Here is a 13,825-nt window from a genome sequence, read left to right on the forward strand (position 1 = left end):
GTGACGCGTCCTTTCCTCGGCGCCGGGCGCTCAGCGGCGGCGGCCGATGCGGGATGCGGGTCGGGTGAGCCGGAACCAGTAGAAACCGTGGCCCGCGAGGGTCAGCAGATACGGCAGTTCACCGATGGCTGGGAACTTCACCCCGCCGATCAGCTCCACCGGGTGACGCCCGTCGAAGGTCCGCAGGTCGAGTTCGGTGGGCTGCGCGAACCGGGAGAAATTGTGCACGCACAGCACCAGGTCGTCGCCGTATTCGCGGAGGAAAGCCAGCACCGCCGGGTTGGACGAGGGGAGTTCGGTGTAGGAGCCGAGCCCGAAGGCGGGGTTCTGTTTCCGGATCTCGATCATGCGGCGGGTCCAGTGCAGGAGGCTGGACGGGGAGGACATGGAGGCTTCGACGTTGGTGACCTGGTAGCCGTGGACCGGGTCCATGATCGTGGGCAGGAAGAGCCGGCCGGGGTCGCAGGAGGAGAAGCCGGCGTTGCGGTCGGGGGTCCACTGCATGGGGGTGCGGACGGCGTCGCGGTCGCCGAGCCAGATGTTGTCGCCCATGCCGATCTCGTCGCCGTAGTACAGGATCGGCGAGCCCGGCAGGGAGAGCAGCAGGGCGGTGAAGAGCTCGATCTGGTTGCGGTCGTTGTCGAGGAGTGGGGCGAGGCGGCGGCGGATGCCGATGTTGGCGCGCATACGCGGGTCTTTCGCGTATTCGGCCCACATGTAGTCGCGTTCCTCGTCGGTGACCATTTCGAGGGTCAGCTCGTCGTGGTTGCGCAGGAAGATGCCCCACTGGCAATTGGTGGGGATCGCGGGGGTCTTGGCGAGGATTTCCGAGACCGGGTAGCGGGATTCACGGCGGACGGCCATGAAGATGCGGGGCATGACGGGGAAGTGGAACGCCATGTGGCATTCGTCGCCGCCGGTGGAGTAGTCGCCGAAGTAGTCGACCACGTCCTCGGGCCACTGATTGGCCTCCGCCAGCAGCACGGTGTCCGGGTACTGGGTGTCGATCTCGCTCCGGACGCGCTTGAGGAAGGCGTGCGAGGCGGGCAGGTTCTCGCAGTTGGTGCCCTCGGCCGCGTACAGATACGGCACCGCGTCGAGCCGGAAGCCGTCGATGCCGAGGTCCAGCCAGAACCGCAGGGCGGCCAGGATCTCCTCCTGCACGGCAGGGTTCTCGTAGTTGAGGTCCGGCTGGTGCGAGAAGAAGCGGTGGAAGAAGTACTGTCCGCGCACCGGGTCGAAGGTCCAGTTGGAGACCTCGGTGTCGACGAAGATGATCCGGGCGTCCTGGTACTGCTTGTCGTCGTCGGCCCACATGTAATAGTCGCCGTAGGGGCCCTCGGGGTTGGCGCGGGACTCCTGGAACCACGGGTGCTGGTCACTGGTGTGGTTCATGACGAAGTCGATGATGACCCGCATGCCCCGCTGATGGGCCGCGTCCACGAACTCCACGAAGTCGGCCAGGTCACCGAACTCGGGCAGGACGGAGGTGTAGTCCGCGACGTCGTAACCGCCGTCACGCAAGGGGGACTTGAAGAACGGCGGGAGCCACAGGCAGTCCACGCCGAGCCACTGGAGATAGTCGAGCTTGGCGGTCAGCCCCTTCAGGTCGCCGACACCGTCGCCGTCGCTGTCGTGGAAGGAGCGGACCAGGACCTCGTAGAAGACGGCACGTTTGAACCACTCGGGGTCCCGGTCCTTGGCCGGAGTGTCCTCGAAAGTGTCCGGCACGGGTTCGTTCACGGTCATGACGCTGAAGGCCCTCCGATCTGGGACGTCGCCGGCTCGGCACGCAGGACGTGCGCGGGGGCGCGGCCGGGGCTGAGGCGGACGTAGTTGTCACGGCCCCAGTGGTAGGTCTCGCCCGTCAGTTCGTCGTGCACGGACAGGGCGTCGTTCCAGTCCAGGCCGAGTCGCGGCAGGTCCAACGAGACCGTGGCCTCCTGGGTGTGGTGCGGGTCGAGACTGACGACCACCAGGACCGTGTCGTCGCCGGTGCGCTTGCTGAAGGCGAGCACCGCGTCGTTGTCGGTCCGGTGGAAGCTGAGATTGCGCAGCCGGTGCAGTGCGGGGTGCCTGCGGCGGATCTCGTTGAGGCGGGTGATCAGGGGCGCGATGGTCCGTCCCTCACGCGCGGCGGCCTCCCAGTCCCGGCGTTCGAGCTGGTACTTCTCGGAGTTCAGGTACTCCTCGCTCCCCGGCCGGAGCGCCTGGTTCTCGCACAGCTCGTAGCCGCTGTAGATGCCCCAGGTGGGGGAGAGCGTCGCCGCGAGCACGGCACGGATCTCGAAGGCGGGACGGCCGCCGTGCTGAAGGTAGCCGGGCAGGATGTCGGGGGTGTTGGCGAAGAAGTTGGGCCGCATGTAGGCGGCCGCCTCGCCCGACAGCTCGGTGAGGTACTCCGTGAGTTCCTGCTTGCTGTTGCGCCAGGTGAAGTAGGTGTACGACTGCTGGAAGCCGATCTGGGCGAGGGTGTGCATCATCGCCGGACGCGTGAACGCCTCCGCCAGGAAGATCACGTCGGGGTCGGCGCGGTTGATCTCCCCGATGACCCGCTCCCAGAACACCACGGGCTTGGTGTGCGGGTTGTCGACGCGGAAGATGCGGACGCCGTGGTCCATCCAGTGCCGCAGCACCCGCACGGTTTCCGTGACCAGGCCGTCCATGTCGGCGTCGAAGGCGATGGGATAGATGTCCTGGTACTTCTTCGGCGGGTTCTCGGCGTAGGCGATCGTGCCGTCGGGGCGGTGGTGGAACCACTGGGGATGCTTCTCCACCCACGGGTGGTCGGGGGAGCACTGGAGAGCGAAGTCCAGGGCGACTTCGAGGCCCAACTCGCCCGCCCGGCCCACGAAGTGGTCGAAGTCCTCAAGCGTGCCGAGGTCCGGGTGGATCGCGTCGTGACCGCCCTCGGGGGAGCCGATCGCCCACGGAACACCCACATCGTCCGGGGTCGCGGTGAGCGTGTTGTTGCGGCCCTTGCGGTGCGTGGTCCCGATCGGGTGGATCGGCGGGAGGTACACCACGTCGAAGCCCATCTCCGCGATGGCCTCCAGACGCCGCTCCGCCGTACGGAACGTGCCGTGGGGCTCGTCCACCGTGCCTTCGGAACGGGGGAAGAACTCGTACCAGGAGCCGTACAGGGCGCGCTCGCGCTCCACCAGCAGGGGCATCGGGTCCGAGGCGGTCACCAGGTCCCGCAGGGGGTACCGGGCGAGGACCGCCTCCACCTCCGGGCCCAGGGCGTCCTTCAGACGGTGGTTCACCGAGAGGGTGTCGTCGCCCAGGGCATGGGCGGCTGCCAGGACGAGGTCGCGCTCCGGGCCCCTGGGCGCTCCGGCGGCCGCGCGCTCGTAGAGTTCCGCGCCCTCCTCCAGCACCAGGCCGGTGTCGATCCCGGCCGGGATCTTGATGCCGGCCGCGTGCCGCCAGGTGGCGATCGGATCGGACCACGCCTCCACGCGGTAGGTCCAGCGGCCGGTGGCGTCCGGGGTGATGTACGCGCCCCACACGTCACTGCCGGGGGACAGCTCGCGCATCGGGGTCCACGGGCCGCGCCGGCCCTGGGGACCGCGCAGGACCACATTGGCGCCCACCGCGTCATGTCCCTCACGGAACACGGTCGCGGTCACCTGGAACGTCTCCCCGGCCACCGCCTTCGCCGGGCGCCTGCCGCACTCCACGGCCGGCCGGACATCACGTACCGGTACGCGGCCGATGGCCGGGGTCCTGCGCATGGATCTCACCTCCGCCGTGCGCGAAGCCGGGCACACGGGGCCCGGCTTCGCGGTCCTGGATACGGGGGCGGCAGGTGCCGTCCCGTAGGGGAACGCCAGTTACGGTGCCAGGTCAGGGGCTTGGCGCCGTGGATCGCCGCTCCGGTGACTGCGCGCGTCGCGCCGTCCGGCCGGGCTGCGGCCGCCCGTCCTGCTCGCTCAGCCGGCCGGGAGGGGTGGAGCGCAGATACCGCTCCGCGGCGTCCGCCGCTTCCCTGGCGCAGCGTTTTCCCATCAACACGCACAACGTGTAGCCCGAGTCCTCGAAGGTGCTCCGGACCGTGCGGTCGTGGGGCGAGGCGAGCATCACGCGCTCCCACGCCCGGTAACGCCGCAACTGCCGGGCCACTTCGGCCTTGGCGGGTAGCAGCATGGTCCCCTTCACCTTCCACGGCTCTCGACGTCGCGTTCCCGACGGTCGGGTGGTGTCCGAGCACGGGAGGGCGCGGAACCGTTACGGCGATCGAGGGCTTTCACTCATGGTGCACGTGTAAACACACTCCGTCCTGTTGGATCTTCAACGACCCCGCCGTTCGTGATGCTCGTGTTGCACGAATGGCGTAGCAGCCGCAGTGTGGGTGGTGACTCAGAAGCGACTGGCATTCACGCTGAGTGTCCGGTGATCCCGCCGGACGGCCGTGGAGCAGGAGCTTCGCCGGTGAGGAGCAAGCGACAATGGAGACCGCAGTGCCTCGCTACTACCACCTCGACGTGGAAGTCAGCCCGGAACGGGTGGGACAGGTCAGCCGCATCCTGGCCGCCCACCTCAGTCACTGGGACCTCGACAATCTCGTGGACCCCGTCCGCCGCGGCACCGAGATTCTGCTGCGCGCCATCGACCAGCACGCCCCGGACACCACCACCTCCATCGAGATGTGGTGGAACGGCCAGCACCTCATCACCGCCATCGGCGGCGGCGACCGCGACCTCGGCCCCGACGAGGGGCTGCGCGCCTGCCTCGCGGACATCGCCGCCATGAGCGACGGGTGGGGCTGCTGCGCCACCGAGACCGGGGCCAGGATCATCTGGTTCTCGCAGCGTGCCCGTGCCGACCAGCGGGTCCCGCTGGTCCCGACCGCTCCCTCGCCGCACATCAGGCGGATGCTGCGGGTACCCCGCGCCGCTCCGCCGCCCGCAGGGGTCGCCGAAGTGCCCGCCGACGCGCTGGCGGGCGCCCGGTGACGGCCAGGAAGTCCCGGAAGGGGGTGCCCGTGTGGAGCGGGCACCCCTATCCGTTGGGCGCCTCCTACGACGGCCAGGGCACCAACTTCGCGCTGTTCAGCGAGGTCGCCGAACGCGTGGAGCTGGTCCTCGTCGACGACAAGGGCGCCGAGACGCCCGTACCCCTCCACGAGGTAGACGGCTTCGTCTGGCACGGGTATCTGCCGGAGGTCGGCCCCGGCCAGCGCTACGGATACCGGGTGCACGGTCCCTGGCAGCCCTCCCTCGGGCACCGCTGCAACCCGGCCAAGCTGCTGCTGGACCCCTACGCCCGCGCCGTTGACGGCCAGATGGACAACGACCCCTCGCTGTACGAGCGCGACCCGCACGGCCCGGCGCCCGCCGACAGTGCCGGGCACTCGATGCTGGGCGTCGTCACCGACCCCTACTTCGACTGGGGCGACGACCGCCCACCGGGGCACCCGTACTCCGAGTCCGTCATCTACGAGACCCATGTGCGCGGTCTGACCCGGACCCACCCGGACGTGCCGGAGCGGCTGCGCGGCACCTACGCCGGGCTGGCGCACCCCGCGATCACCGGGCATCTGACCTCGCTCGGTGTGACCGCGGTCGAGCTGATGCCGGTCCACCAGTTCGCGCAGGACGGTGTGCTGCGGGACCGGGGGCTGTCCAACTACTGGGGCTACAACACCATCGGCTTCTTCGCCCCGCACAACGCCTACGCCGCCCTGGGCTCGCGCGGCCAGCAGGTCAACGAGTTCAAGGCCATGGTGAAGGCGATGCACGCGGCCGGCCTCGAAGTCATCCTCGACGTGGTCTACAACCACACCGCCGAGGGCAACGAGATGGGCCCCACCCTCTCCTTCCGGGGCATCGACAACGCCTCGTACTACCGCCTGGTCGACGGCGACTGGGCGCACTACTACGACACCACCGGCACCGGCAACAGCCTGCTGATGCGGCACCCCTACGTGCTCCAGCTCATCATGGACTCGCTGCGGTACTGGGTGACCGAGATGCACGTCGACGGCTTCCGCTTCGACCTCGCGGCCACCCTGGCCCGGCAGTTCCACGAGGTGGACCGGCTCTCGGCGTTCTTCGACCTCATCCAGCAGGACCCGGTGATCAGCCGGGTCAAGCTCATCGCCGAGCCCTGGGACCTGGGGGAGGGCGGCTACCAGGTCGGCAACTTCCCCCAGCTCTGGTCGGAGTGGAACGGCAAGTACCGGGACGCCGTACGGGACTTCTGGCGGGCCGAGCCCGGCTCGCTGGGCGAGTTCGCCTCGCGGCTCACCGGCTCCTCCGACCTCTACCAGGCCAGCCGGCGCCGGCCCCGGGCCAGCGTCAACTTCGTCACCGCGCACGACGGCTTCACCCTGCGCGACCTCGTGTCGTACAACGACAAGCACAACGAGGCCAACGGCGAGGGCAACCGGGACGGCGAGAGCGACAACCGGTCCTGGAACTGCGGCGTGGAGGGCGACACCGACGACCCGGCCGTGCTCGAACTGCGGGCCCGCCAGCAGCGCAACCTGCTGGCCACCCTGCTGCTCAGCCAGGGCATCCCGATGCTCGGTCACGGTGACGAGCTCGGCCGCACCCAGGGCGGCAACAACAACGCCTACTGCCAGGACAACGAGGTCTCCTGGATCGACTGGGACCTCACCGACGAGCAGCGCGCCCTCGTGGACTTCACCCGGCGCCTGATCGGCCTGCGCGCCGAGCACCCCGTGCTGCGCCGGCGCCGGTTCTTCCGGGGCGAGAGCACGGCCGAGCGCAAGCGGCCGCTGCCCGACCTGATCTGGCTGCGGCCCGACGCGCGCGAGATGACCGACCAGGACTGGCGGCGCGGCGACGCGCACTCGGTGGGCGTCTTCCTCAACGGCGACGCCATCGCCGAGCGGGACGCCTACGGCGGCCGGGTCGTCGACGACTCCTTCCTGCTGCTCCTGAACGGCTTCTGGGAGCCGGTCGACTTCCGGCTGCCCGCCGCGTCCTACGGCGAGCGCTGGACCACCCTGATCGACACCGCCGACCCCGAGGGCGTGCCCGACGAGCGCGAGCGCAAGGCGGGCACCCGGCTGCGGGTCGAGTCGCGGAGCCTGGTCCTGCTGTCCCGGCCGTCCCGCGACGGCTGAGCGGGGACGACGAAGGGGGCGCCCACCACAATCCGGTGGGCGCCCCCTTCGCCGTCCGTCAGCGCGGGTCGCGCGCGGTCACCGTGAACTGGGCGCCGTCCTGGTCCCGCAGGACCGCCTCCCGCTCGCTCTCGCTCAGCACGCTGCCGCCGTGCTTCTCGGCGCTGCGGGCGCAGCGCGCCACGTCCTGGACCGAGAAATGGATCTGCCAGTGCGGCCGCACCGAGGGGTCCGGGGCGGCCTCCACCGCGCCGGAGTCGATCCGCGCCACCACGGTCCCCTGGCTGCGCAGCACCACCTCGCCGCCCTCGTACTCGACCTCGCAGCAGCCCGGCTTCCCGGTGGCCCAGTCCAGCACCTCGCCGTAGAAGATCGCCGAGTCGAAGGCGTTGCGGGTGTGCAGGCGGATGAAGGCGGGGGCGGAGCGGCGCCAGGACTCCCAGTCGGAGAACAGCTCGCCCTGCCAGACGCCGAAGGTCGCCCCGTCCCGGTCGGCGAGCAGCGCGCCCCGGCCGGGCGGGAAGGACAGCGGACCCACCGCCGCCGTGCCGCCCCGCTCCCGGACCCGCGCCACCGCCACGTCTGCGTCGGGCACGGCGAAGTACGGCGTCCAGGCCACCGCCGTCTGCCACATCCCGGCGACCGCGGCGATCCCGGCGATCGGCACGCCGTCCGCCAGTGCGATCCGGAAGTGGTCGCCGAGGCGGGCGTCGCGCCAGCGCCAGCCCAGCACGGCACTGTAGAACTCCTCGGTGGCGTCGAGGTCGCGGCTGGTCAGGCTCACCCAGCAGGGAGCGCCGACGACGGAGTTCGTCGAGACGGTGTCCTTCTTCTTCCGCAAGCCACCGCTGACGGATGTGTGGTGATTCATGACGGTCGCGTCCTGCTCTCGGGGCCCGGCGGCCACCGGTCTCGACCAGTGTCCGGCCGGAAGGGGGTCGGCTGCCTCCCGACTACCCCGCAGGAAGGCCCTGATGTGCGGTGACATCCCCCGGCCACGCAGCGCGTCCGGGTCGTCACGAAGACGGGCGGCTCTCGCCCGAAAGAGTGAAGGTTCGGCGGGGCGGGGTGAGGGAGCCGGCTCAGTTGGCCTCGGTGAGCAGTTCCTCGCGCAGCCGGTCGAAGCAGCCGCTCAGCAGCCGGGAGACGTGCATCTGCGATATGCCGAGCTGCTCGGCTATTCCGCTCTGCGTCATACCGCGGAAGAACCGCAGGTAGAGGATGGTGCGCTCGCGCTCGGGCAGGGCCGCGAGGCAGGGCTTCACGGCCGCCCGGTCCACCACCAGGTCGAAGCCGGGGTCCGGCTCGCCCAGGGAGTCACCGAGCGCGTACCCGTCCGTGCCGGCCACGTCGGCGTCCAGGGACAGCGCGGAGAAGCACTCCAGCGCCTCCATGCCGGTGCGCACCTCGTCCTCACTGAGCCGGGTGTGCGCCGCCAGCTCCGCCACGGTGGGCGGTCGGCCCGGAATGGTCTGCGCCAGTTCCTTGCCGGCGCTGCGGACCCGGTTGCGCAGGTCCTGCACCCGGCGCGGCACGTGCAGGGTCCACATGTGGTCCCGGAAGTGGCGCTTGATCTCGCCGGTGATCGTCGGCACCGCGTACGCCTCGAAGGCCCGGCCGCGCTCGGGGTCGTAATGGTCCACGGCCTTCACCAGGCCCAGGGCGGCCACCTGGTACAGGTCCTCCAGGGATTCGCCGCGGCCCCGGAAGCGGACGGCGATCCGCTCGGCCATGGGCAGCCACAGCCGCACCAGCTCGTCCCGCAGCGCCGCGCGCTCGGGACCCTCGGGCAGCCCGGCAAGGCACTCGAAGGCGTGGGCCGTGTCAGGGGCGTCGTCGTGAGGGTGGGTTTTCGTGCTGCCAGTTACAGACATCGCGTGCACTTCTCTCGCGGGCTGGGACGACAGGCACATTCGGCACTGCAGTCCCTCTTCCCCAGTGTGCGGCAAAAACAAACAAACATGCCAATAAGGGACGAAACCCGTGTCGGTCTTGACCCGGTTTTGGAGTGGGTGGCTCCATGGACGCGGGCCGTGAGAGGCGGTCGCCCGGAGTGATGTGCGGCACGCGCGCGAGCGGTGGCCGCGCACCCGCCCGGACGGTTTCTCCTGGGCACGGCTTGATCGCCGAGCGAAGCGGGCGAACCGCCTGGCCATGTGGCATTCCGCTCATTTGACAGTGTGCTGAGCACACGGATAGACAGCAGCTCGCGGATGGTCGAGAGGGGCACTGTGTACGAGCCGAACGTGGTCGGTGACTGGCAGGAGTATGGCGAGCACGCCGGTCTGCGGGTCCGCGTCCACCGTCTGGAGACGGCCGAACCGCCCCGGGGGCGTGACGACGCCGCGGCCGGGCTGACGTACTTCAGCGTCCGGGTGACGATCGAGAACCGGGGCATCCGCCCGTGCAGCGTCCAGCTCGAGGACGGCCAGATCGACGTCCGCGTCGGCGCGGACGGCGAGGGCGCCTTCATCGACTGGCGCAACTCGCAGTTCATCGAGGGCTTCGACGTGTACCCGCTGCGCCGGGCCACCGCCGTGGTCCACGCGGCCGCCGCCGAGGACGCGCTCACCCACGTCGACGTCCAGGTCCATCTGCGGGTGGACGACGAGTGGACCGACCGCAGGCTGTGGGCCGGCGGCATCGGCCTCACCGAGACGGCCCAGGTGGCCACCGCCGCGGCCTGCGGGCCGGACAGCCTGGCGCACCAGCTCACCGCGTACCTGGAGGAGCGGACCGAACCCGGCACCGCCTGACGGGCGCCGGGCCGGTCCCAGGGGGTCAGGCGTTCGGGTCGAAGGAGATGCCGGCCGGCTTCGCCGACGCCAGGTGCGAGGCGAAACTCGCGTCCTTCAGGCCGAAGTTGGCGCTGCCGAAGTCATATCCGCTCAGCTTGTCGCGCAGACCGGGCGGGTAGCCGTCCCAGCCGACCAGCGCCGGGTACTGCCAGGTGTGCTTGTGGTTCTCCGGCGGCTCGTCGCCCGTGGTGGCCAGCCGGAAGCAGTGCGTGCCGATGCCGTCCTTGTGGTAGACGACCTTGGCGTGCGTGCCCTCGAAGCGGACCTCGGAGACCGGGTGCACGGTGAAGGAGCCGTGGTTGGACGTCGACACGTACCGCGTCTGCCCGTCCTGCACCCACACCACCACGTGCTCCCAGTCGTTGCGGTGGCCGCCGATGCTGGTGCCGGGCAGGGCCTGGTCCTTCTCGAAGTACAGGCCGTAGAGATAGCCGCACCAGCCGTTGTTGCACTTGGCGCGCGAGTAGCCGTTGGTGTTGTCCAGGTCCGAGGCGTCCCGGCAGTTGCCGTTGAGCGCGCCGGTCGGGTTCAGGCCGGGGTTGATCGTGCCGTCGGGACCGATGGCGGGCGTCGAGTAGCAGCCGTCGGTGTCGTAGTCGAACGCGGGCTGGTACTTCAGCTCCTCGGCCGTGGCGTTGACCGGGAGGGCGAGCGGGGGAGCGGCGAAGGCCGCGGCCGGGAAGGCGAGCACGAGGGTGGCGGCACCGGTGAGCGTGGCGAGCCATCTGCCGCGCCGGCGGCGGGACGTGGACGAACCCACTTCAATCTCCAACTGCGTTGGGGGACAAGGCAGTTCAGCATCCCGGCCGAAGGGTCCGCTGTGAAGCCGTCCCGCCTGTCCCACAGGTGAAATCCTGTCAGCCGAGGGCTCACAGCTCGTCGGGAAGGTCCGCCGCCGACTCCTCGGGCGTCAGATCGGGGCGCAGCCGCAGCCAGCTCGGCTGGCGCAGCAGTCCCGCCCGAGTCCGGGTGCTGAAGCCGACCTCGCCGACCAGCCGGGGCAGCACCCAGTGCGCCCCCGGAATCCGGGGCACGGGATCGAAGGGGCACCGCTCGCTCGCCGAGGCCGCCAGCAGCGCCGCCAGCTCGGTGCGCTCACCCTCGCTCCAGCCCGTGCCCACCCGGCCCGCGTACACCAGCCGTCCTCCTGCACGCTGGCCGACCAGCACCGCGCCGGGCAGTCCGGAGAGGCGGCCCTTGCCGGGCAGCCAGCCGCCGACGATCACGTCCACGCTCCGGGTGTTCCGGATCTTGATCCAGTTCCGGGAGCGGATGCCCGGCTCGTACACCGAGTCCAGCCGCTTGCACACCACCCCCTCCAGGCCGTGCTCCCGCGTCATCCGCAGCGCCTCTGCACCGTGCCCCACCACCGCGCCCGGCACCGACCAGCGCGGACCGTCCAGGCCGAGGCCCGCGAGCAGTTCGCGCCGCCGCGCGTACGGGGTCGCCGTCCGCGGCCCGGCGAGGTACGGCACGTCGAACAGCACCAGGTGGACCGGCGCCCGCGCCGCCCGGTGGGCCGCCAGGGCCGGGGTGTGCGCGAGGCCCATCCGGTTCTGCAGCGCCTGGAAGTCGGCCCGCCCCTCCGCGTCCAGCGCCAGCACCTCGCCGTCCAGGATCGCGGGCGTGTCGCCCAACGCACCGGCCAGCGGCGCGAGTTCGGGATAGGCGGCGGTGATGTCCTCCCCCGAGCGGGCGCGCAGCAGCAGGGTGCCGTCACCGGGCAGGTACACCATCACCCGCTGCCCGTCCTGCTTGGTCTCGTACGCCCAGCGCGCGTCCTGGGCGGCCGGCGGCAGGGTACCGGGGGTGGCGAGCATGGGGCGGACGAACGGCAGCGGGGCGACGGTCACGGCAGAACATGTCGACCGCGCCGGACGCCCCCACGCACCCCGCGCCACCGGTTCGCCCGGACGGCTGAAGGGCGCGCCGTCATCGCGCCCGCACCCGAGCCGCCGACCAGGCCCTACCGTCAAGTAATATCCGGCGGCAGGCCACCGAAGGAGACATCGTGCCCCCACGCTCGCCCCTGCTGCTCGCCGGTCTGCTGGCCTCGGCCGGGATCGCCCACTTCGCCACGCCCAAGATGTTCGACGCACTCGTCCCCCGTGGCCTGCCCGGCTCCCCGCGCACCTGGACCTACGCCAGCGGGGTCGCGGAACTCGCCCTCGCCGCCGGGGTCGCCGTGCCCGCCACCCGCGCGCCGGCCGCGAAGGCAGCCGCCGCCTTCTTCGTCGGGGTCTTCCCCGCCAATGTGAAGATGGCGGTCGACTGGCGGCACCGTCCGGCCCCCCAGCGCGCCGCCTCCCTCGCCCGGCTGCCCCTCCAGGTGCCGCTGGTGCTGTGGGCCCGTGGCGTCGCCCGCAACGCGAAGGGACAGTCATGAGCCTCCAAGTCGGTGACACCGTCGAGGACTTCGAGCTGCCGGACGAGACCGGCACCGGACGGCGGCTGACGGAACTGCTGGCCGACGGCCCCGTGGTGCTGTTCTTCTACCCGGCCGCCCTCACCCCCGGCTGCACCGCCGAGGCGTGCCACTTCCGCGACCTGGCGGCCGAGTTCGCGGCCGCCGGGGCCCGTCCCGTGGGCATCAGCGGCGACACCGTCGAGAAGCAGCAGGAGTTCGCCGGGCGCCACACCCTCGGCATGCCCCTGCTCTCCGACACCGACGGCACGATCCGTGAACGCTTCGGTGTCAAGCGGGGTTTTACGCTCGCGCCCACCAAGCGGGTCACCTTCGTCATCGGGCGGGACCGCACGATCCTGGAGATCGTCAGGAGCGAACTGCGCATGAACGCCCACGCCGACCGGGCGCTCGCCGCGCTGCGGGCGGCGAAGGGCTGAGCCCTGCTTTTGCAGGGCAGATGTCAGCCGTCGGCGCTCGCCAGGGGCGCCGACGGCTGACACGATCACGGTGAGGCCCGTACGACGACCTTCGGGAGCGCGGACATGAACACGGACAGCACCTCGGCGGACCGGCCCGAGCACGTCGCGGGCGTGGTCGTGAAACCGGTCGCCGGGCACATCGGCGCCGAGATCACCGGCGTCGATCTCGCCGCACCGCTCGACGATTCCGTTGTGGCGTTGATCAGGGAGACGATGCTGCGCTGGAAGGTGGTGTTCTTCCGGGACCAGCGGCTCGACCACGCCGGGCACGTCGCCTTCGCCCGCCGCTTCGGCGAGCCCGTGGTGCTGCGCAAGCGGGGGAGTGCCTCGCCCGAGGGGTTCCCCGAGGTGGAGACCACCGCCGACCGGCTGGAACTGGGCGGCCGGTTCGGCATGGAGCACGACGAGTGGCTGCGCAGGCGCCGGCACTCCCTGCTGCGGGGCTGGCACTGCGACCACGGCGCCCGGATCGACCCGCCGGCCGCGACCGTCCTGCGCGCCGAGACCGTACCCCCGTACGGCGGCGACACCACCTGGGCCAATCTGGCCGCCGCCTACGCCGGGCTCTCCGCGCCGGTGCGCGCCTTCGTGGACGGGCTCCGGGCCGAGCACCGGCTCGGGGTCGGCTACCAGCCCCGGCCCGGCGACGACGCGTATGTGCGGCACCTGCTGGACCACCAGGTCGCCTCCGAGCACCCCCTCGTGCGGGTGCACCCGGAGACGGGGGAGCGGGTGCTGTTCGTCAACGGGTACTACCTGGAGCAGATCTCCGGGGTCTCCCGCCCGGAGAGCGCCGCTCTGCTGGAGATGCTGCTGGAGCAGGTGGTGCGCCCGGAGTACACCGTCCGCTTCCGGTGGGAGCCCGGCAGTGTGGCTCTCTGGGACAACCGGGCCACCGTCCACCTCGCCCCGGGCGACACCGCCCACGTCGGCCACCCCCGGATCATGCACCGGGTGATGCTCCAGGGCGACGTGCCCGTGGGCGTGGACGGCATCGCCTCCAAGCCGCTGGTGGGCACGGAACCAGGGCGCTGGTAGCCCCGCC

General features: G+C 71.0%; 13 protein-coding genes. 6 read left to right on the forward strand and 7 right to left on the reverse strand.

From position 1 onward, the window contains the following. Nucleotides 1–30: 30 nt before the first annotated feature. The 3 genes from treS to ACZ3HQ_RS22405 all read right to left on the reverse strand — a co-directional run bounded on the left by treS (nucleotide 31) and on the right by ACZ3HQ_RS22405 (nucleotide 4,149). Nucleotides 31–1,749: a maltose alpha-D-glucosyltransferase gene (gene treS, locus ACZ3HQ_RS22395; protein ID WP_467513393.1), complete on the reverse strand. Its 1,719-nt coding sequence runs from the start codon at nucleotides 1,747–1,749 to the stop codon at nucleotides 31–33. After that, nucleotides 1,746–3,737, reverse strand: a complete 1,992-nt coding sequence (locus tag ACZ3HQ_RS22400) for an alpha-1,4-glucan--maltose-1-phosphate maltosyltransferase (RefSeq protein WP_467513394.1) — start codon at nucleotides 3,735–3,737, stop codon at nucleotides 1,746–1,748. Before ACZ3HQ_RS22400 ends, treS begins: the two co-directional genes overlap by 4 nt. Before the next feature lie 112 nt (nucleotides 3,738–3,849). Next, nucleotides 3,850–4,149 carry a DUF5133 domain-containing protein gene (locus ACZ3HQ_RS22405; protein WP_031183318.1) on the reverse strand — a complete coding sequence of 100 codons (300 nt, stop codon included), beginning with the start codon at nucleotides 4,147–4,149 and terminating at the stop codon, nucleotides 3,850–3,852. A 302-nt stretch (nucleotides 4,150–4,451) separates the two neighbouring features. Here ACZ3HQ_RS22405 and ACZ3HQ_RS22410 point away from each other — a divergent pair, with 302 nt between their 5' ends. Then, nucleotides 4,452–4,958: a pep a2 gene (locus ACZ3HQ_RS22410; protein ID WP_467513396.1), complete on the forward strand. Its 507-nt coding sequence runs from the start codon at nucleotides 4,452–4,454 to the stop codon at nucleotides 4,956–4,958. Between the two features lie 23 nt (nucleotides 4,959–4,981). Beyond that, nucleotides 4,982–7,096 (forward strand): glycogen debranching protein GlgX, encoded by a 2,115-nt coding sequence (gene glgX, locus ACZ3HQ_RS22415; RefSeq protein ID WP_467513398.1) that lies wholly within the window; start codon nucleotides 4,982–4,984, stop codon nucleotides 7,094–7,096. 58 nt (nucleotides 7,097–7,154) lie between these two features. On the opposite strand, the gene ACZ3HQ_RS22420 is transcribed toward glgX, so the two are convergent. After that, the gene (locus ACZ3HQ_RS22420) at nucleotides 7,155–7,967 is read right to left on the reverse strand and encodes a VOC family protein (RefSeq protein ID WP_467513399.1); all 813 of its coding nucleotides are present in this window, start codon (nucleotides 7,965–7,967) and stop codon (nucleotides 7,155–7,157) included. Nucleotides 7,968–8,178: 211 nt separating this feature from the next. Beyond that, nucleotides 8,179–8,970, reverse strand: coding sequence for an RNA polymerase sigma factor SigF (locus ACZ3HQ_RS22425; protein WP_467513401.1), 792 nt, complete (start codon nucleotides 8,968–8,970; stop codon nucleotides 8,179–8,181). A 357-nt stretch (nucleotides 8,971–9,327) separates the two neighbouring features. On the opposite strand from ACZ3HQ_RS22425, the gene ACZ3HQ_RS22430 reads away from it, so the two are divergent. Further along, entirely contained in the window at nucleotides 9,328–9,852 is a 525-nt protein-coding gene (locus ACZ3HQ_RS22430; RefSeq protein ID WP_467513403.1) for a hypothetical protein, read from the forward strand. A 25-nt stretch (nucleotides 9,853–9,877) separates the two neighbouring features. Here the strand turns inward: ACZ3HQ_RS22430 and ACZ3HQ_RS22435 are convergent, their stop codons facing one another. Both ACZ3HQ_RS22435 and ACZ3HQ_RS22440 read right to left on the reverse strand, forming a co-directional pair. Continuing rightward, nucleotides 9,878–10,654 carry an NPP1 family protein gene (locus ACZ3HQ_RS22435; protein ID WP_467513405.1) on the reverse strand — a complete coding sequence of 259 codons (777 nt, stop codon included), beginning with the start codon at nucleotides 10,652–10,654 and terminating at the stop codon, nucleotides 9,878–9,880. Nucleotides 10,655–10,763: 109 nt separating this feature from the next. Next, nucleotides 10,764–11,714, reverse strand: a complete 951-nt coding sequence (locus ACZ3HQ_RS22440) for an ATP-dependent DNA ligase (protein ID WP_467513558.1) — start codon at nucleotides 11,712–11,714, stop codon at nucleotides 10,764–10,766. A 191-nt stretch (nucleotides 11,715–11,905) separates the two neighbouring features. On the opposite strand from ACZ3HQ_RS22440, the gene ACZ3HQ_RS22445 reads away from it, so the two are divergent. The 3 genes from ACZ3HQ_RS22445 (at nucleotide 11,906) to ACZ3HQ_RS22455 (ending at nucleotide 13,818) form a co-directional block, all read left to right on the forward strand. Beyond that, the gene (locus ACZ3HQ_RS22445) at nucleotides 11,906–12,280 is read left to right on the forward strand and encodes a DoxX family protein (RefSeq protein WP_467513407.1); all 375 of its coding nucleotides are present in this window, start codon (nucleotides 11,906–11,908) and stop codon (nucleotides 12,278–12,280) included. Next, on the forward strand, nucleotides 12,277–12,738 hold the full coding sequence (locus ACZ3HQ_RS22450; RefSeq protein WP_467513408.1) for a peroxiredoxin: 462 nt from the start codon (nucleotides 12,277–12,279) through the stop codon (nucleotides 12,736–12,738). The genes ACZ3HQ_RS22445 and ACZ3HQ_RS22450 overlap by 4 nt, the downstream gene beginning before the upstream one ends. A 105-nt stretch (nucleotides 12,739–12,843) precedes the next feature. Further along, entirely contained in the window at nucleotides 12,844–13,818 is a 975-nt protein-coding gene (locus tag ACZ3HQ_RS22455; RefSeq protein WP_467513409.1) for a TauD/TfdA dioxygenase family protein, read from the forward strand. The last annotated feature ends 7 nt before the right edge of the window (nucleotides 13,819–13,825 follow it).

Source organism: Streptomyces sp. NPDC018263 (assembly GCF_055562575.1).

Bases quoted from the DNA above. Each gene is read 5' to 3' on its own strand.
- ACZ3HQ_RS22400 (WP_467513394.1), bottom strand. From the start codon at position 3,737: ATGCGCAGGACCCCGGCCATCGGCCGCGTACCGGTACGTGATGTCCGG.
- treS (WP_467513393.1), bottom strand. From the start codon at position 1,749: ATGACCGTGAACGAACCCGTGCCGGACACTTTCGAGGACACTCCGGCC.
- ACZ3HQ_RS22425 (WP_467513401.1), bottom strand. From the start codon at position 8,970: ATGTCTGTAACTGGCAGCACGAAAACCCACCCTCACGACGACGCCCCT.
- ACZ3HQ_RS22405 (WP_031183318.1), bottom strand. From the start codon at position 4,149: ATGCTGCTACCCGCCAAGGCCGAAGTGGCCCGGCAGTTGCGGCGTTAC.
- ACZ3HQ_RS22450 (WP_467513408.1), top strand. From the start codon at position 12,277: ATGAGCCTCCAAGTCGGTGACACCGTCGAGGACTTCGAGCTGCCGGAC.
- ACZ3HQ_RS22440 (WP_467513558.1), bottom strand. From the start codon at position 11,714: ATGCTCGCCACCCCCGGTACCCTGCCGCCGGCCGCCCAGGACGCGCGC.
- ACZ3HQ_RS22420 (WP_467513399.1), bottom strand. From the start codon at position 7,967: ATGAATCACCACACATCCGTCAGCGGTGGCTTGCGGAAGAAGAAGGAC.
- ACZ3HQ_RS22410 (WP_467513396.1), top strand. From the start codon at position 4,452: ATGGAGACCGCAGTGCCTCGCTACTACCACCTCGACGTGGAAGTCAGC.
- ACZ3HQ_RS22455 (WP_467513409.1), top strand. From the start codon at position 12,844: ATGAACACGGACAGCACCTCGGCGGACCGGCCCGAGCACGTCGCGGGC.